Here is a 17362-nt window from a genome sequence, read left to right as displayed (position 1 = left end):
CAGACTATACGTTGAGTGGTCGTTCCCCACTCAGCGCGAAAAATGAGCTTCTCACCAATCTTCGAGGGTAGCGCTGCTACCCTTTTTTTTCTGGAGTTTATTATGTCAATAGACTGGAACTGGGGCATTTTTCTGCAACAAGCCCCGTTCGGCAACACCACCTATCTTGGCTGGCTGTGGAGCGGCTTTCAGGTTACCGTCGCGTTGTCGATTACGGCCTGGATCATCGCTTTCTTCGTCGGCTCCCTGTTCGGTATTTTACGCACCGTACCGAATCGCTTTCTCTCATCAATCGGCACGCTCTACGTGGAGCTGTTCCGAAATGTCCCATTAATCGTTCAGTTCTTTACCTGGTACCTCGTGGTGCCAGAACTGCTGCCGGAAGATATCGGCATGTGGTTCAAGGCGGAACTGGATCCTAACATTCAGTTCTTTGTCTCCTCGATGCTCTGTCTGGGGCTGTTTACCGCTGCGCGCGTGTGCGAGCAGGTACGCGCCGCCATTCAGTCGCTGCCCCGTGGGCAGAAAAACGCCGCGCTGGCGATGGGACTAACGTTGCCGCAAGCGTACCGCTACGTACTGCTGCCGAATGCCTATCGGGTGATTGTTCCACCGATGACCTCGGAGATGATGAACCTGGTGAAAAACTCGGCCATCGCCTCAACCATTGGTCTGGTGGATATGGCGGCACAGGCCGGGAAACTGCTGGATTACTCCGCGCACGCCTGGGAATCCTTCACCGCGATTACGCTGGCCTATGTGCTGATTAACGCCATCATCATGCTGGTGATGAACCTGGTCGAACGTAAAGTACGCCTGCCGGGCAACCTGGGGGGCAAATAATGTACGAGTTTGACTGGAGTTCTATTGTTCCCTCCATGCCCTACCTGCTGGACGGTCTGGTCATTACCCTGAAGATTACCATCACGGCGGTGATCGTCGGGATTATCTGGGGCACCCTGCTGGCAGTCATGCGTCTGTCGAGCTTTAAGCCAGTCGCCTGGTTCGCGACCGCATACGTAAACGTGTTCCGCTCCATTCCGCTGGTGATGGTGCTGCTGTGGTTTTATCTGATCGTTCCAGGATTCTTGCAGGATGTTCTGGGGCTTTCGCCGAAGTCCGATATTCGCCTGATCTCGGCGATGGTGGCCTTCTCAATATTTGAAGCGGCCTACTACTCCGAGATTATCCGCGCCGGGATCCAGAGTATTTCACGCGGGCAGTCCAGTGCGGCATTGGCGTTAGGGATGACCCACTGGCAGTCGATGAAACTGATCATTCTGCCGCAGGCATTTCGCGCCATGGTTCCGTTGCTGCTCACTCAGGGTATCGTTCTCTTCCAGGATACCTCGCTGGTGTATGTACTCAGTCTGGCGGACTTCTTCCGTACCGCCTCCACGATTGGTGAGCGTGACGGTACGCAGGTCGAGATGATCCTGTTTGCAGGTGCGGTCTATTTTGTCATTAGTTTAAGCGCGTCGCTGTTGGTCAGTTGGCTGAAGAAAAGGACAGTGTAATGATTTCCCTGAAAAATGTTTCTAAATGGTATGGGCACTTTCAGGTGCTGACCGACTGCTCTACGGAAGTGAAGAAAGGCGAAGTGGTGGTGGTTTGTGGTCCATCGGGTTCCGGTAAATCCACCCTTATCAAAACGGTGAACGGCCTTGAACCCGTGCAGCAGGGTGAGATCACGGTCAATGGTACCGTGGTAAATAGCAAGAAAACCGATCTGGCGAAGCTGCGTTCGAAGGTGGGCATGGTGTTCCAGCACTTTGAGCTGTTCCCTCACCTGTCGATCATTGAGAACCTAACCCTGGCGCAGGTGAAAGTTCTCAAGCGCGATAAAGCGGCGGCTCGTGACAAAGGGTTGAAGCTGCTGGAGCGCGTTGGGCTTTCGGCGCATGCTGATAAATTCCCGGCGCAGCTTTCCGGCGGCCAGCAGCAGCGCGTCGCCATTGCTCGCGCCCTGTGCATGGATCCGGTCGCTATGCTGTTTGATGAACCGACCTCCGCGCTCGACCCTGAGATGATCAACGAGGTGCTGGACGTAATGGTTGAGCTGGCCAACGAAGGCATGACCATGATGGTGGTTACCCACGAGATGGGCTTTGCCCGCAAGGTGGCTAACCGCGTCATCTTTATGGATGAAGGGAAGATCGTCGAAGACTCCGCCAAAGAAGAGTTCTTTGCTAATCCACAGTCTGACCGCGCGAAAGACTTCCTCGCCAAAATTCTGCACTAAACCCAAGGTGCGCAATCGCAGGATTGCGCACCTCCTCACGCTTTTACTCTCTTGTTCTCGTCTGCTCATGGCGTAAGCGTTAGCCTTGTCACAAAACTACACTGAGAAACGGAGAGTCCTATGGCACAGCCAATAATCCTCGACTGCGATCCGGGTCATGATGACGCGATAGCGCTTGTTCTTGCCCTCGCCTCCCCCGAACTGGATGTCAAAGCGGTGACCTCTTCCGCCGGAAACCAGACCCCGGATAAAACGCTGCGCAATGTCTTGCGGATGCTCACCCTGCTACAGCGCACCGATATTCCGGTTGCCGGCGGCGCGCAAAAACCGCTGATGCGTGAGTTGATTATTGCCGACAACGTCCATGGCGAAAGTGGACTGGATGGCCCGGCGCTGCCGGAACCCAGCTTTGCGCCACAAAATTGCACCGCAGTTGAGCTGATGGCGAAGGTGCTACGTGAAAGCAGCGAGCCCGTCACCCTGGTTGCCACAGGCCCGCAGACTAACGTGGCGCTGCTGCTTAACAGCCACCCTGAATTGCATGACAGGATCGCGAAAATCGTGATTATGGGCGGCGCGATGACGCTCGGCAACTGGACGCCCAGCGCGGAATTCAACATTTTCGTCGATCCTGAAGCTGCCGAAATTGTCTTCCAGTCCGGAATTCCGGTGGTGATGGCCGGCCTTGATGTTACTCATCGGGCGCAGATTATGGCCGCTGATATCGAACGTTTTCGCAGCATTGGCAACCCCGTCGCCACCACGGTCGCCGAGCTCCTCGACTTCTTTATGGAATATCATAAAACCGAGAAATGGGGCTTTAACGGAGCGCCGTTGCACGACCCTTGTACCATCGCCTGGCTGTTGAAGCCGGAGATCTTCACTACCGTAACACGTTGGGTCGGCGTTGAGACGCAGGGCAAATATACGCAAGGCATGACCGTGGTCGATTACTACTTCCTCAGTGGCAACGCGCCGAATACTGAAGTGATGCTGGATATTGATCGTCAGGCGTTTGTCGATCTGCTGGCAGAACGACTGGCTTTTTATCAGCAATAACCCTGCGCGGCCGGGTTAGTCAATCCGGCCCTGATTCGTCCCCGACATAATTAGCGCTTCTTAAATCAGACATTATTTGCTTTGTTTCACCATTACGACAAAGCTATAACCTCGCGAGAAGGGATCTTGCGATGTGACGATCGTCGTTATACCTCAGTGAATGAAACAAAATGGATGTTGCTTCATGACAATGATTTTCAATGGCCTGTTCACCGGCCTGTTGTTTCTCTTATTTGGTTGTCAATTTGCTCACGCCAGCGTTGCCAACAGCATCCCGGATCTCCACGGACAAAGTCATAACCGAAAGCAGACTTTCAGCTGGGACAGGCCTAAATATGCCCCAGCGCCTCCTCAGCGACGCCCGAACCGGATCCTTTTTCCCCACGAGACCACGTGCAGAAAAATTACTCACGTAACATTTGATACGGATAACCCACAGCTGGCGTATACGCTCTTTGGCGGGATTATTCAGCAGGCCGTCAATAAATGTCTTGGGGTTGAAGGGGTACGGCTCTTTTCACGCACGCTACAGAATGCGCTTATTGCCAGGGGATATATTACGTCGTTGATCGATATTCCACCGCAGCCGTCAGATTCTCCTGTGCTGCAGCTCATTCTGGTGTGGGACACCCCCGAGACATCGCTCTCATTCCGCAGATTCAGCGCGCCGACTCAGGGCTGAGGGAACGTCACGTCCCCTCTCACTCGTTCACAAAACGGTTACGGCTCGAAGGGGCGGCGCTGGAACTGATCGTGACCGCATTTCGGGCAGACCGGCAACACATCCGGGGTATAAACCGCCAGATGGTAGTGGCAGTTTTCGCAAACCAGATTCCCCAGCCCCACCACTTCGCCGCTGTGATAGACCCCATGATGGTTGAGATCCTGAAACACCTCGCGCCATTCGAGCTGCGTTTTATCGGTGATATCCGCCAGCTCTTGCCAGAGACTCTCTTTAATTACCCGCATAAATACGCTGTCTGCCACCTCGCCCTGGCTCTCTTCATAGCTACGGGCAAACTCTTCTAAATCGCGGCGCACAGCCCGGGTCAGCTCTTCAACCTCTGTCCGCGTTAACTCCCCCGTCTGGATTACCCTCAGACGCGCCTGCTCTACCAACGCATCGATATCGCGCTCGCCGTTACGCAGACGTTCAGTCAACGTGGCGACCAGTTCACGGTAAAATTGAGCAACCTTGTTCATCTTTATGCCTCCTGGGTGAGTAACTGTCTCTAATAATAGACCTTATTTATTCAGCGCTTTGTCAGTTCTGCCACAGATAGCGTAAATTCATGTCCGCCGCTTTTATGCTAAAGGCTGTTTTGACGCGGGCGTTTGGGCTATGCTATGCGGATCTGGAATACCACTTACATTGGCTACATTTGTAGCTGTATTGAACACAGGACCACTGGCTGCCATGCAAGAGCAATACCGCCCGGAAGAGATAGAATCCCACGTCCAGCAACACTGGGACGAGAAGCGCACCTTTGAAGTCACCGAAGACGAGAGCAAAGAGAAGTATTACTGCCTGTCGATGCTTCCCTATCCTTCTGGTCGACTACACATGGGCCACGTGCGTAACTACACCATCGGTGATGTGATCGCCCGCTACCAACGCATGTTGGGCAAAAACGTGCTGCAGCCAATTGGTTGGGATGCGTTCGGTCTGCCGGCTGAAGGGGCGGCGGTGAAAAACAACACGGCCCCTGCGCCGTGGACCTATGACAACATCGCTTACATGAAAAACCAGCTTAAAATGCTGGGCTTTGGCTATGACTGGAGCCGCGAGCTGGCCACCTGTACCCCGGAATATTACCGTTGGGAGCAGAAGTTCTTCACCGAGCTCTACAAAAAAGGGCTGGTCTATAAGAAGACCTCTGCCGTTAACTGGTGCCCGAACGACCAGACCGTACTGGCGAACGAACAGGTTATCGATGGCTGCTGCTGGCGCTGCGACACTAAAGTTGAGCGTAAAGAGATCCCGCAGTGGTTTATTAAAATTACCGCTTACGCTGACGAGCTGCTGAACGATCTGGATAATCTGGATCATTGGCCAGATACCGTGAAGACCATGCAGCGTAACTGGATCGGTCGTTCTGAAGGGGTGGAAATCACCTTTAACGTAGAAAACTACGATCAGACCCTGACCGTGTACACCACGCGTCCGGACACCTTTATGGGTGCGACCTACCTGGCCGTAGCCGCAGGGCACCCGCTGGCGCAGAAAGCCGCCGAAAACAATCCAGAGCTGGCTGCCTTCATTGATGAATGCCGTAACACCAAAGTGGCCGAAGCCGACATGGCGACCATGGAGAAAAAAGGTGTTGCGACCGGTTTCAACGCTATCCACCCGCTGACGGGCGAAGCCGTGCCGGTCTGGGCAGCTAACTTCGTACTGATGGAGTACGGCACCGGCGCTGTGATGGCGGTTCCGGGACACGATCAGCGCGATTACGAGTTTGCTAAGAAATACGGCCTGACCATCAAGCCGGTTATCCTGGCGGCAGATGGCGCTGAGCCTGACCTGTCCGAACAGGCGCTGACCGAAAAAGGCACCCTGTTCAACTCCGGCGAATTCAGCGGTCTGAGCTTCGAAGAGGGCTTTAACGCTATCGGCGACAAGCTGGCTGCCATGGGCGTTGGCGAGCGTAAAGTGAACTACCGTCTGCGCGACTGGGGCGTTTCCCGTCAGCGTTACTGGGGTGCGCCAATCCCTATGGTGACGCTGGAAGATGGCACCGTAATGCCAACGCCAGAAGACCAGCTGCCGGTGATCCTGCCGGAAGACGTCGTCATGGACGGTATCACCAGCCCAATCAAAGCCGATCCGGAGTGGGCAAAAACCACCGTGAACGGTCAGCCTGCGCTGCGTGAAACTGACACCTTCGACACCTTTATGGAGTCCTCCTGGTACTACGCGCGCTATACCTGCCCGCAGTATCAGGAAGGCATGCTGGATTCCGAAGCAGCAAACTACTGGCTGCCGGTGGATATCTACATCGGTGGTATCGAGCACGCCATCATGCACCTGCTCTATTTCCGCTTCTTCCACAAATTGATGCGTGACGCAGGCCTGGTTAACTCTGACGAGCCAGCCAAACAGCTGCTGTGTCAGGGTATGGTGCTGGCAGATGCCTTCTACTACGTGGGCGCGAACGGCGAGCGTAACTGGGTTTCCCCGGTAGATGCGATTGTTGAGCGCGACGAGAAAGGCCGTATTGTTAAGGCGAAAGACGCCGCAGGTCATGAACTGGTTTATACCGGCATGAGCAAGATGTCCAAGTCGAAAAACAACGGCATCGACCCGCAGGTGATGGTTGAGCGTTACGGCGCGGATACCGTGCGTCTGTTTATGATGTTTGCTTCACCGGCAGATATGACGCTGGAGTGGCAGGAATCAGGCGTTGAAGGGGCTAACCGCTTCCTGAAACGCGTCTGGAAACTGGTTTATGAACACCTTGCACAGGGCGACGTCGCGGATCTTAAGGTTGACGCTCTGACTGAAGATCAGCAGGCACTGCGCCGTGATGTGCATAAAACGATTGCCAAAGTTACGGACGATATTGGTCGCCGTCAGACCTTCAATACCGCAATTGCGGCTATTATGGAACTGATGAACAAACTGGCGAAAGCCCCGCAGGAGGGCGAGCAGGATCGTGCCGTCATGCGCGAAGCGCTGCTGGCTGTTGTTCGTATGCTGAACCCGTTCACCCCGCACGCCAGCTTTACCCTGTGGAAAGAGCTCAACGGCGAAGGCGATATCGACAACGCGCCGTGGCCAGTTGCCGACGAGGCAGCCATGGTTGAAAACACCACGCTGGTGGTGGTGCAGGTTAACGGCAAAGTGCGTGGCAAAATCACCGTGGCAGTGGATGCTTCTGAAGAGCAGGTACGTGAACGTGCAGCTCAGGAGCCTCTGGTGGCGAAGTACCTTGACGGCGTTACCGTACGTAAAGTGATCTACGTACCCGGTAAACTGCTGAATCTGGTCGTTGGCTAAGCGCAGGAGGAAGCGTGCGACAACTGGCAACATTACTGTTATCTCTGGCGGTGCTTGTCACCGCTGGCTGTGGCTGGCACCTGCGTAATACCACCGCGGTGCCGGATCAGATGAAAACCATGATCTTCGATTCCGGGGATCCGAATGGCCCGCTTAGCCGTGCCATCCGTAACCAATTGCGCCTTAACGGCGTTGAACTGATCGAAAAAGGTTCTCTGCGTCAGGATGTGCCATCGTTCCGTGTCTTGCGCTCATCCCTGAGCCAGGATACCGCTTCCATCTTCCAGGATGGTCGTACCGCGGAATACCAGATGGTCATGCAGGTGAGCGCAGCAGTACTGATTCCGGGCCATGATATCTATCCGATCAGTACTAAAGTGTACCGTTCGTTCTTCGATAACCCGCAGGCAGCTCTGGCAAAAGATGCTGAACGCACCATTATCGTCAACGAAATGTACGACAAAGTGGCTGAACAGTTGATCCGTAAGCTGCCGAGTATCCAGGCTGCGGATAAAAAAGAGACGGCAGAAGCGACGCCCGTTACGACCACGCCTCGCGTCTCCACGACGCTGGGTAACTGATGATCAGGTTGTACCCTGAACAACTCCGCGCGCAGCTCAAAGAGGGGCTGCGCGCGGCGTATCTGTTACTCGGAAACGATCCGCTGCTGTTACAAGAGAGCCATGACGCGGTGCGTCAGATAGCCGCGACCCAGGGGTTCGACGAACACCATAGCTTTACGCTGGATAACAGCACCGACTGGCAGGAGATTTTTTCGCTTTGCCAGGCGATGAGCCTGTTCGCCACGCGACAGACGTTGTCGATCCAGCTACCCGAAAACGGCCCTAACGCCGCCATCAACGAGCAACTCGCTACGTTGGTAAGCCTGCTGCACAGCGATCTGCTGCTGATAGTGCGAGGCAATAAGCTCACTAAAGCACAAGAAAATGCCGCCTGGATCGCCGCGTTAGCAAACCAGTCCGTGCTGGTCACCTGCCAGACACCGGAACAGGCGCAGCTACCCAAATGGGTGGCCGCCCGCGCCCGGCAGAACAACCTTCAGCTCGACGATGCCGCCAACCAGCTGCTCTGTTACTGTTATGAAGGGAATTTGCTGGCCCTCGCCCAGGCGCTGGAGCGTCTTTCTCTGCTCTGGCCGGATGGCAAACTGACCCTGCCCCGCGTGGAGCAGGCGGTGAACGATGCCGCTCACTTTACCCCGTTTCACTGGGTAGATGCCCTGCTGGCCGCCAAAAGCAAACGTGCCCTGCACATTTTGCAGCAGCTGCGTCTTGAGGGCAGCGAGCCGGTGATCCTACTCAGAACCCTGCAGCGCGAACTCTTGCTGCTGGTTAATCTGAAACGTCAGTCAGCTCACACGCCGCTGCGCGCGCTGTTCGATAAGCACCGCGTCTGGCAAAACCGCCGGGGGATAACCACCGAGGCGCTGAACCGCCTCAGCCCGGAGCAATTGCGTCAGGCCGTGCAACTGTTGACCCACGCTGAACTCACGCTGAAACAGGATTACGGCCAGTCGATATGGTCAGAGCTGGAGAGCTTGTCGTTATTGCTGTGCCATAAAGCACTGGCTGATGTTTTTATCGAAGGCTGATATGAAAACGCTACAGGCGCTGTATGGCGGCACTTTCGACCCAGTTCACTATGGGCACCTGAAGCCGGTAGAGGTACTGGCAAACCTGATTGGGCTGCAGCGGGTTATCATCATGCCTAACAATGTGCCCCCTCATCGCCTTCAGCCGGAGGCGACCAGCGAACAGCGTAAAACTATGCTTGAGCTGGCGATTGCCGATAAACCCCTTTTTCGCCTCGATGAGCGCGAGCTCCGTCGGGATACCCCCTCCTGGACTGCGCAAACCTTGCAGGCATGGCGAGAAGAGCAAGGCCCGGACGCACCGCTGGCCTTTATTATTGGGCAGGATTCGTTACTCAGCTTTCCCTCCTGGTATCAGTACGACACCATCCTCAATAACAGCCATCTTATTGTCTGCCGTCGCCCGGGCTATCCTTTAACGATGAAAGAAGAGGTGCACCAGCAGTGGCTGGAAGCGCACCTGACGCCCCACGTTGACGACCTGCATACCTTGCCTGCCGGTAAAATCTATCTGGCTGAAACGCCGTGGTTTGATATCTCTGCCACCCAGATTCGTCAGCGCCTGCAGAACGGCCAATCCTGCGCAGAAATGTTACCCGAAGCGGTACTTCGTTACATTCAGCAGCAGGGTCTGTACCAGAAAACCGACAACGACGCGCTGAAAGGCTGAAAAAGCCGTCCATTCACGCTCTCGCCATTGACAGCCCCATCCAGGCTGATATCCTCCGCAGCCAGGCGATGCCAGGCATGCTTTTACAAAAACTGTTTTACAAAAATGGCGATGCAATCTCTGACCGGGGGTGGGATGATACCCGCCTCCAAACGCCCGTCCGGTGACAATTGTCCCGACGCCGCCGTCAGTTCAGGTATACTGTCTGGCTACGAATTTAATATTGCTCAATCTCACTCACCCCAGGGGGAACACTTGCAGGGTAAAGCACTCCAGGATTTTGTTATCGACAAAATTGATGACCTGAAAGGTCAGGACATCATTGCCATTGACGTTCAGGGCAAATCAAGCATCACCGACTGCATGATCATCTGCACCGGTACCTCCACGCGCCATGTCGCGTCTATTGCTGACCATGTGGTTCAGGCGTCTCGCGCGGCAGGTATGTTACCGCTGGGCGTGGAAGGTGAAGCGACCGCAGACTGGGTCGTTGTTGACTTAGGCGATGTTATTGTCCACGTCATGCAGGAAGAGAGTCGTCGCCTGTATGAGCTGGAAAAGCTCTGGGGTTAATGCGTGAAGCTGCAGCTGGTCGCCGTTGGCACCAAAATGCCCGACTGGGTACAAACCGGTTTCACTGAATATCTGCGCCGTTTTCCTAAGGATATGCCGTTTGAACTGGTCGAAATTCCGGCGGGTAAGCGTGGCAAAAACGCGGATATCAAACGCATTCTGGATAAAGAGGGTGAGATGATGCTGGCTGCAGCAGGTAAAAACCGCATCGTCACTCTCGATATTCCGGGGAAACCCTGGGATACGCCCCAACTGGCGCACGAGCTCGAACGCTGGAAGCAGGATGGTCGCGACGTCAGCCTGCTGATTGGCGGCCCGGAGGGGTTATCTCCTGCCTGCAAAGCGGCAGCAGAACAGAGTTGGTCTCTCTCCGCGCTGACACTTCCCCACCCTCTGGTGCGGGTGCTGGTTGCCGAGAGCCTCTACCGCGCGTGGAGTATCACAACCAACCATCCTTATCACCGTGAGTAATGATTACGTTCTGGATAAATTAAGCAGCGGATGAAACTACAGAATTCTTTTCGCGACTATTCGGCTGAGTCCGCGCTGTTTGTGCGTCGGGCGCTGGTCGCCTTTTTGGGGATTTTGCTGCTTACTGGCGTGCTAATTGCCAACCTCTATAATCTGCAGGTCGTCCGTTTTACCGACTACCAGACGCGTTCTAACAAAAACCGTATCAAACTGGTTCCCATCGCGCCGAGTCGCGGCATTATCTACGATCGTAACGGCACGCCGCTGGCGCTGAACCGCACGATCTACCAAATCGAAATGATGCCTGAGAAGGTCGATAATGTTCAGCAGACGCTGGAAGCCCTGCGCAGCGTGGTGGACCTGAATGACGAAGATATCGCGACCTTTAAAAAAGAGCGCTCACGCTCACACCGCTTTACCTCCATTCCGGTGAAAACGAACCTGACCGAAGTCCAGGTTGCCCGCTTTGCTGTAAACCAGTACCGTTTCCCTGGCGTTGAGGTGAAAGGCTATAAACGCCGCTTCTACCCTTATGGCTCGGCCCTGACCCACGTTATTGGCTACGTCTCTAAAATTAACGATAAAGACGTCGAACGCCTGGATAAAGATGGCAAACTCGCTAACTACGCGGCGACCCATGATATCGGCAAGCTGGGGATTGAGCGTTACTATGAAGACGTGCTGCATGGCCAGACGGGCTATGAAGAGGTTGAAGTTAACAACCGTGGCCGCGTCATCCGCCAGTTAAAAGAGGTGCCGCCGCAGGCAGGGCATGATATCTACCTGACCCTCGATCTGAAGCTGCAGCAATATATCGAAACCCTGCTGGCTGGCAGCCGTGCGGCGGTGATTGTTACCGACCCGCGTACCGGCAGCATTCTGTCGCTGGTCTCAACGCCAAGCTATGATCCGAACCTCTTTGTGGATGGGATCTCCAGCAAGGATTACTCCGGCCTGCTGAACGACCCGAACACCCCGCTAATTAACCGCGCCACCCAGGGCGTCTACCCGCCGGCGTCCACCGTGAAGCCGTATGTGGCCGTTTCTGCCCTCAGTTCTGGGGTGATCACCCGTAACACCAGCCTCTTTGACCCCGGCTGGTGGCAGCTGCCAGGTTCTGAAAAGCGGTACCGTGACTGGAAAAAATGGGGTCACGGTCATCTGAATGTCACCAAATCACTTGAAGAGTCTGCCGATACCTTCTTCTATCAGGTCGCTTACGACATGGGTATCGATAGGCTGTCGGAGTGGATGGGGAAATTTGGCTATGGCCACTACACCGGTATCGATCTTTCGGAAGAACGCTCCGGTAACATGCCAACCCGCGAATGGAAGCTAAAACGCTTCAAAAAACCCTGGTATCAGGGCGATACCATACCGGTGGGTATCGGTCAGGGTTACTGGACCGCTACGCCGATCCAGATGAACAAAGCGCTGATGACGCTGATTAACGACGGGGTGGTAAAAGTGCCGCACCTGCTGATGAGCACCGTTGAAAATGGCAAGAAAGTCCCCTGGATTCAGCCGCACGAGCCGCCGGTGGGCGATATTCATTCCGGTTATTGGGAAATTGCCAAAGACGGGATGTTTGGCGTTGCGAACCGTGCGAACGGTACGGCGCATAAATACTTTGCGGGCGCACCTTATAAAATTGCGGCGAAATCCGGTACTGCGCAGGTCTTCGGCCTTAAGGCTAACGAAACCTATAACGCGCATAAAATTGCCGAACGTCTGCGTGACCACAAACTGATGATCGGCTTCGCCCCTTATGACAACCCGCAGGTTGCCGTCTCGATTATTCTGGAAAACGGCGGCGCCGGCCCGGCGGTTGGTACCATCATGCGCCAGATCCTCGATCACATCATGCTGGGTGATAACAACACCGAATTGCCAAATGAAAACCCGGCTACCGCCGCCGCGGAGGACCAATAATCGTGACGGATAATCCGAATAAAAAATCGCTGTGGGACAAAATCCATATCGATCCGGCCATGCTGCTGATTTTGCTGGCGCTGCTGGTTTATAGCGCGCTGGTTATCTGGAGCGCCAGCGGCCAGGACCTGGGTATGACGGAGCGCAAGATCGGCCAGATTACCATGGGCCTGGTGGTGATGGTGGTGATGGCGCAGATCCCGCCTCGTGTCTATGAAGGCTGGGCCCCCTATCTCTATATTTTTTGTATCATTCTGCTGGTCGCCGTCGATGCGTTTGGCGCCATTTCCAAGGGTGCACAGCGTTGGCTTGATCTGGGGATAGTGCGTTTTCAGCCCTCAGAGATTGCAAAAATTGCGGTGCCGCTGATGGTGGCGCGCTTTATCAACCGCGACGTCTGCCCCCCCTCACTGAAGAACACGGCTATCGCACTGGTGCTGATCTTCCTGCCTACCCTGCTGGTGGCGGCACAGCCTGACCTGGGAACCTCGATTCTTATCGCCCTTTCCGGTCTGTTTGTACTGTTCCTTTCCGGCCTGAGCTGGCGTCTGATTGGCATCGCGGTGGTGCTGGTGGCAGCCTTTATTCCCATCCTGTGGTTCTTCCTGATGCACGACTATCAACGTCAACGCGTCATGATGCTGCTGGATCCAGAGAGCGATCCACTGGGGGCGGGCTATCATATTATACAGTCGAAGATTGCTATTGGTTCCGGTGGCCTGCGCGGAAAGGGTTGGCTCCATGGTACCCAGTCGCAGCTGGAGTTCTTACCTGAACGTCATACCGACTTTATCTTTGCGGTACTGGCAGAAGAGCTGGGGCTGGTTGGCATCTTAATCCTGCTGGCGCTTTATCTACTGCTTATCATGCGTGGGCTGTGGATTGCGGCGCGGGCGCAAACCACCTTTGGTCGTGTAATGGCCGGTGGCTTGATGTTGATTTTATTCGTTTATGTTTTCGTAAATATTGGTATGGTGAGCGGTATTCTGCCGGTGGTTGGCGTACCGCTGCCGCTGGTAAGTTACGGAGGGTCGGCACTGATCGTGCTGATGGCCGGGTTTGGTATCGTCATGTCGATCCATACCCACAGAAAAATGTTGTCGAAGAGCGTATAAGGGGAGCGCAATGCGCAAGCAGTGGCCTGGGATCTGCATCGCAGTAAGTTTACTGGCAGCCTGTACAAGTGACGATGGTCAGCAGCAAGCGACAGTCGCACCCGCGCAGCCAGCGGTCTGTAATGGTCCGATTGTTGAGATTAGTGGTGCCGATCCACGTTTTGAACCGCTGAGCGCTACCGCCAATCAGGATTACGAGCGTGACGGCAAAAGCTATAAAATTGTGCAGGATGCCTCGCGCTTCAGTCAGGCTGGCCTGGCTGCGATTTATGATGCCGAGCCCGGCAGTAACCTGACGGCTTCTGGCGAAGCGTTCGACCCTATGCAGCTTACTGCCGCCCATCCAACGCTGCCGATCCCGAGCTATGCCCGTATCACTAACCTGGCCAATGGCCGGATGATTGTGGTGCGCATTAACGATCGCGGCCCGTACGGTAATGATCGCGTTATTTCGCTCTCCCGCGCGGCGGCAGACCGACTGAACACCTCAAACAATACCAAAGTGCGCATCGATCCTATCATCGTGGCGCAGGATGGTTCGCTTTCAGGTCCGGGTATGGCCTGCACTACGGTCGCTAAACAGACCTACGCTCTGCCTGCTCGCCCCGATTTAAGCGGCGGAATGGGTAGCGTCTCCTCCCCGGCTGAGCCTGCGGTTCCCCAGGGTGATGTACGTGCTATCAGCAACGATACGCTGAAAAGTGAAGACAGCATGGGCGCGCCAGTCAGCAGCAGTGGCTTCCTCGGTGCGCCAACCACGCTGGCTTCTGGCGTGCTGGAAGGTAGCGAGCCGCCGGCACCGCAGCCGGTTGCAGCGCCGCAAACGGCTGCACCCGTTACGGCGCCGCAAAACACAGCACCGGTCACGGCGCCAGGCGCTACCCAGGGTGCCGTTGCCGCCTCCCCTGCTGCTGCGGGTAACTTTGTCGTACAGGTTGGTGCAGTCAGCGATCAGGCTCGCGCCCAGCAGTATCAGCAGGGGCTCAGCCAGAAGTTTGGCGTACCGGGTCGTCTGGAACAAAATGGCGCCGTCTGGCGTATCCAGTTAGGCCCGTTTGCCAGCAAGAGTGAAGCCGCAGCGCTGCAACAACGTTTACAAAATGAAGCGCAACTGCAGTCCTTTATCGCTGTTGCAAAATGATTAATCGGCGGTGTCCGAATTGTCAGTTTTTGTCAGAGTGGTTAACACTCTCACGCTGAAAGTCGGATGCCTGCCTGTATAGCTTTTGCTATAGTAAGGCACTTTTTTTAATTTCATCACGGACGTCGTTGTTCTGACCATGAAGACCACTCTCTCCGCTCGTTTTGTGCAGCGCATGGCGCTCACCACGGCGCTTTGCGCAGCCACACTGTCTGCCGCTCACGCCGATGACCTTAACATCAAGACCATGATCCCTGGCGTTCCGCAGATTGACGCGGAATCTTATATCCTGATCGACTACAACTCCGGCAAAGTGCTGGCGGAACAGAACGCTGACGCGCGCCGTGATCCGGCCAGCCTGACCAAAATGATGACCAGCTATGTCATCGGCCAGGCAATGAAAGCGGGTAAATTTAAAGAGACGGATCTGGTCACCATCGGTAACGATGCCTGGGCGACGGGCAACCCGGTCTTTAAAGGCTCGTCTCTGATGTTCCTGAAACCAGGCATGCAGGTTCCGGTATCCCAGCTGATTCGTGGCATTAACCTGCAATCCGGTAATGACGCCTGCGTGGCGATGGCCGATTTTGCTGCCGGTAGCCAGGATGCCTTCGTCGGTCTGATGAACAGCTATGTGAACGCGCTGGGCCTGAAGAACAGCCATTTCCAGACGGTACACGGCCTGGATGCAGAGGGGCAGTACAGCTCCGCACGGGATATGGCGCTGATTGGTCAGGCGCTGATTCGTGATGTGCCGAACGAATACTCTATCTACAAAGAGAAAGAGTTCACCTTTAACGGCATCCGCCAGATGAACCGTAACGGCCTGCTGTGGGATAACAGCCTGAAGGTAGACGGCATCAAAACCGGCCATACCGATAAAGCCGGCTATAACCTGGTTGCTTCCGCCACCGAAGGTCAGATGCGCTTGATCTCTGCCGTAATGGGCGGTCGTACTTATAAAGGTCGCGAAACCGAGAGCAAAAAACTGCTGACCTGGGGCTTCCGTTTCTTCGAAACCGTGAACCCGCTGAAAGCCGGTAAAGAGTTTGCTTCCGAGCCCGTCTGGTTTGGCAGCAACGATCGCGCCTCTTTAGGTGTGGATAAAGATCTCTATCTCACCATTCCCCGTGGCCGTATGAAAGACCTGAAAGCCAGCTATGTGCTGACTTCCAGCGAGCTGCATGCACCGTTGCAGAAAAATCAGGTTGTCGGCACCATCAATTTCCAGCTTGATGGCAAAACCATCGATCAGCGTCCGCTGGTGGTGCTGGAAGAAATTCCGGAAGGCAATTTCTTTGGCAAAATCATTGATTACATTAAATTGATGTTCCACCACTGGTTTGGTTGAAATCTGAACACTTGAAAGTGTGATTTCCGTCCCCATATACTATGTAACCTGATAACTCCCACCCGCGTGGGAGTTATTCTTTTTTTTATGCAATACCGGAGCTGACATGAAAACCAAACTTAACGAACTGCTTGAATTCCCTACCCCTTTTACTTACAAAGTAATGGGTCTGGCGAAACCTGAGTTGGTTGATCAGGTGGTGGAAGTGGTACAGCGCCATGCGCCGGGTGACTATTCTCCGTCGGTCAAACCGAGCAGCAAAGGTAACTACCACTCGGTTTCAATCACCATCACCGCGACGCACATTGAGCAAGTGGAAACCCTGTACGAAGAGCTCGGTAACATCGAAATCGTACGTATGGTGCTCTAATCCTCTCGGTTACCCGGTTTGCCGGGTAACCCGTTTTCCCCCTGTGATATACTCCCCGCTACACTTTTCCTCTCGTTTTCGGAGATGTTGTTTTGCATCAGGATAAAATTCTTGTCCGCCATCTGGGGCTACAGCCCTATGAACCAGTCTCCATTGCTATGCACGAATTCACTGATACCCGCGATGAAAACACCCTGGATGAAATATGGTTGGTTGAACATCCGCCCGTCTTCACTCAGGGCCAGGCAGGTAAAGCCGAGCATCTGCTGATGCCGGGTGACATTCCAGTGATCCAGAGCGACCGCGGCGGTCAGGTCACCTACCACGGCCCGGGCCAGCAGGTGATGTATGTGTTACTCAACCTGAAGCGCAGAAAGCTGGGCGTGCGGGAGCTGGTCACACTGCTTGAGGAGACGGTGGTCAATACGCTGGCGGAATTCGATATTGAAGCCCATCCACGTGCCGATGCACCAGGCGTCTACGTGGGCGAGATGAAAATTTGCTCACTTGGTTTACGCATCCGCAAAGGCTGTTCATTTCACGGACTGGCCCTGAATATCGATATGGATCTTTCGCCTTTCCATCGAATCAATCCATGCGGTTACGCAGGGATGGAAATGACCCAAATGCGTCAGTTCAGCGATAATATAGCGATTGATAATGTTCGCCCTCGTTTAGTTAATGCTTTTTTAGCACTGCTAAACTATCCACCCCATGAATATATGGATGCTTAAAATTATTCCTTTTTGGCCCACTTATTTGTCGGGCCATCCTTATTTCCCCGCATTTTGACTTTACAATAAACACGAGTTTCTATATTTTCAAA

At 54.6% G+C, this 17362-nt stretch carries 18 protein-coding genes; 17 read left to right on the top strand and 1 reads right to left on the bottom strand.

Going from position 1 to position 17362, the window contains the following annotated elements:
- Positions 1–102 precede the first annotated feature (102 nt).
- The 5 genes from gltJ (at position 103) to JZ655_RS05615 (ending at position 3983) form a co-directional block, all read left to right on the top strand.
- Positions 103–843 carry a glutamate/aspartate ABC transporter permease GltJ gene (gltJ, locus tag JZ655_RS05635; RefSeq protein ID WP_040076569.1) on the top strand — a complete coding sequence of 247 codons (741 nt, stop codon included), beginning with the start codon at positions 103–105 and terminating at the stop codon, positions 841–843.
- Positions 843–1517, top strand: coding sequence for a glutamate/aspartate ABC transporter permease GltK (gltK, locus tag JZ655_RS05630; RefSeq protein WP_207293224.1), 675 nt, complete (start codon positions 843–845; stop codon positions 1515–1517). Before gltJ ends, gltK begins: the two co-directional genes overlap by 1 nt.
- Positions 1517–2242 (top strand): amino acid ABC transporter ATP-binding protein, encoded by a 726-nt coding sequence (locus tag JZ655_RS05625; protein WP_040076571.1) that lies wholly within the window; start codon positions 1517–1519, stop codon positions 2240–2242. Before gltK ends, JZ655_RS05625 begins: the two co-directional genes overlap by 1 nt.
- Positions 2243–2362: 120 nt before the next feature.
- A complete protein-coding gene (rihA, locus tag JZ655_RS05620; RefSeq protein ID WP_207293223.1) occupies positions 2363–3301 on the top strand; it encodes a pyrimidine-specific ribonucleoside hydrolase RihA in 939 nt (312 codons plus the stop codon).
- A gap of 184 nt (positions 3302–3485) precedes the next feature.
- On the top strand, positions 3486–3983 hold the full coding sequence (locus JZ655_RS05615) for a POTRA domain-containing protein (RefSeq protein ID WP_207293222.1): 498 nt from the start codon (positions 3486–3488) through the stop codon (positions 3981–3983).
- A 38-nt stretch (positions 3984–4021) separates the two neighbouring features.
- Here the strand turns inward: JZ655_RS05615 and JZ655_RS05610 are convergent, their stop codons facing one another.
- Entirely contained in the window at positions 4022–4504 is a 483-nt protein-coding gene (locus JZ655_RS05610) for a zinc ribbon-containing protein (protein ID WP_040076574.1), read from the bottom strand.
- Between the two features lie 214 nt (positions 4505–4718).
- Here JZ655_RS05610 and leuS point away from each other — a divergent pair, with 214 nt between their 5' ends.
- The 12 genes from leuS (at position 4719) to lipB (ending at position 17270) form a co-directional block, all read left to right on the top strand.
- Positions 4719–7301, top strand: a complete 2583-nt coding sequence (gene leuS / locus JZ655_RS05605) for a leucine--tRNA ligase (protein ID WP_207293221.1) — start codon at positions 4719–4721, stop codon at positions 7299–7301.
- Positions 7302–7315: 14 nt separating this feature from the next.
- Entirely contained in the window at positions 7316–7882 is a 567-nt protein-coding gene (gene lptE / locus JZ655_RS05600) for an LPS assembly lipoprotein LptE (protein WP_207293220.1), read from the top strand.
- Positions 7882–8913: a DNA polymerase III subunit delta gene (gene holA / locus JZ655_RS05595; RefSeq protein ID WP_207293219.1), complete on the top strand. Its 1032-nt coding sequence runs from the start codon at positions 7882–7884 to the stop codon at positions 8911–8913. Before lptE ends, holA begins: the two co-directional genes overlap by 1 nt.
- Position 8914: 1 nt before the next feature.
- The gene (gene nadD, locus JZ655_RS05590; RefSeq protein WP_207293218.1) at positions 8915–9583 is read left to right on the top strand and encodes a nicotinate-nucleotide adenylyltransferase; all 669 of its coding nucleotides are present in this window, start codon (positions 8915–8917) and stop codon (positions 9581–9583) included.
- Positions 9584–9838: 255 nt separating this feature from the next.
- Positions 9839–10156, top strand: a complete 318-nt coding sequence (rsfS, locus tag JZ655_RS05585; RefSeq protein WP_040076579.1) for a ribosome silencing factor — start codon at positions 9839–9841, stop codon at positions 10154–10156.
- A gap of 3 nt (positions 10157–10159) precedes the next feature.
- Entirely contained in the window at positions 10160–10627 is a 468-nt protein-coding gene (gene rlmH / locus JZ655_RS05580; RefSeq protein WP_040076580.1) for a 23S rRNA (pseudouridine(1915)-N(3))-methyltransferase RlmH, read from the top strand.
- A gap of 30 nt (positions 10628–10657) precedes the next feature.
- The gene (gene mrdA, locus JZ655_RS05575) at positions 10658–12559 is read left to right on the top strand and encodes a peptidoglycan DD-transpeptidase MrdA (protein ID WP_207293217.1); all 1902 of its coding nucleotides are present in this window, start codon (positions 10658–10660) and stop codon (positions 12557–12559) included.
- A gap of 2 nt (positions 12560–12561) precedes the next feature.
- Complete coding sequence (gene mrdB, locus JZ655_RS05570) at positions 12562–13674, top strand: peptidoglycan glycosyltransferase MrdB (protein ID WP_032617027.1); 1113 nt, start codon at positions 12562–12564, stop codon at positions 13672–13674.
- A 10-nt stretch (positions 13675–13684) separates the two neighbouring features.
- Positions 13685–14815: an endolytic peptidoglycan transglycosylase RlpA gene (rlpA, locus tag JZ655_RS05565; protein ID WP_207293216.1), complete on the top strand. Its 1131-nt coding sequence runs from the start codon at positions 13685–13687 to the stop codon at positions 14813–14815.
- Positions 14816–14954: 139 nt separating this feature from the next.
- Positions 14955–16166, top strand: a complete 1212-nt coding sequence (gene dacA / locus JZ655_RS05560; protein ID WP_207293215.1) for a D-alanyl-D-alanine carboxypeptidase DacA — start codon at positions 14955–14957, stop codon at positions 16164–16166.
- Between the two features lie 106 nt (positions 16167–16272).
- On the top strand, positions 16273–16536 hold the full coding sequence (ybeD, locus tag JZ655_RS05555; RefSeq protein WP_003858718.1) for a DUF493 family protein YbeD: 264 nt from the start codon (positions 16273–16275) through the stop codon (positions 16534–16536).
- 92 nt (positions 16537–16628) lie between these two features.
- Positions 16629–17270 (top strand): lipoyl(octanoyl) transferase LipB, encoded by a 642-nt coding sequence (gene lipB / locus JZ655_RS05550; RefSeq protein ID WP_046884299.1) that lies wholly within the window; start codon positions 16629–16631, stop codon positions 17268–17270.
- Positions 17271–17362 lie beyond the last annotated feature (92 nt).

Origin of the sequence: Leclercia pneumoniae, from assembly GCF_017348915.1 — a bacterium.
In the GTDB taxonomy this organism is placed as follows: Bacteria; Pseudomonadota; Gammaproteobacteria; order Enterobacterales; family Enterobacteriaceae; genus Enterobacter; species Enterobacter pneumoniae.
Note: the sequence above shows the minus strand (reverse complement) of the source record. Positions and strands in the feature narration are given on the sequence as shown.

Excerpts from the sequence above, each read along its gene's own strand:
- rlpA (WP_207293216.1), top strand. The coding sequence starts at position 13,685 with ATGCGCAAGCAGTGGCCTGGGATCTGCATCGCAGTAAGTTTACTGGCA.
- JZ655_RS05625 (WP_040076571.1), top strand. The coding sequence starts at position 1,517 with ATGATTTCCCTGAAAAATGTTTCTAAATGGTATGGGCACTTTCAGGTG.
- ybeD (WP_003858718.1), top strand. The coding sequence starts at position 16,273 with ATGAAAACCAAACTTAACGAACTGCTTGAATTCCCTACCCCTTTTACT.
- leuS (WP_207293221.1), top strand. The coding sequence starts at position 4,719 with ATGCAAGAGCAATACCGCCCGGAAGAGATAGAATCCCACGTCCAGCAA.
- nadD (WP_207293218.1), top strand. The coding sequence starts at position 8,915 with ATGAAAACGCTACAGGCGCTGTATGGCGGCACTTTCGACCCAGTTCAC.
- holA (WP_207293219.1), top strand. The coding sequence starts at position 7,882 with ATGATCAGGTTGTACCCTGAACAACTCCGCGCGCAGCTCAAAGAGGGG.
- rihA (WP_207293223.1), top strand. The coding sequence starts at position 2,363 with ATGGCACAGCCAATAATCCTCGACTGCGATCCGGGTCATGATGACGCG.
- gltK (WP_207293224.1), top strand. The coding sequence starts at position 843 with ATGTACGAGTTTGACTGGAGTTCTATTGTTCCCTCCATGCCCTACCTG.
- JZ655_RS05615 (WP_207293222.1), top strand. The coding sequence starts at position 3,486 with ATGACAATGATTTTCAATGGCCTGTTCACCGGCCTGTTGTTTCTCTTA.
- gltJ (WP_040076569.1), top strand. The coding sequence starts at position 103 with ATGTCAATAGACTGGAACTGGGGCATTTTTCTGCAACAAGCCCCGTTC.
- mrdA (WP_207293217.1), top strand. The coding sequence starts at position 10,658 with ATGAAACTACAGAATTCTTTTCGCGACTATTCGGCTGAGTCCGCGCTG.
- dacA (WP_207293215.1), top strand. The coding sequence starts at position 14,955 with ATGAAGACCACTCTCTCCGCTCGTTTTGTGCAGCGCATGGCGCTCACC.
- JZ655_RS05610 (WP_040076574.1), bottom strand. The coding sequence starts at position 4,504 with ATGAACAAGGTTGCTCAATTTTACCGTGAACTGGTCGCCACGTTGACT.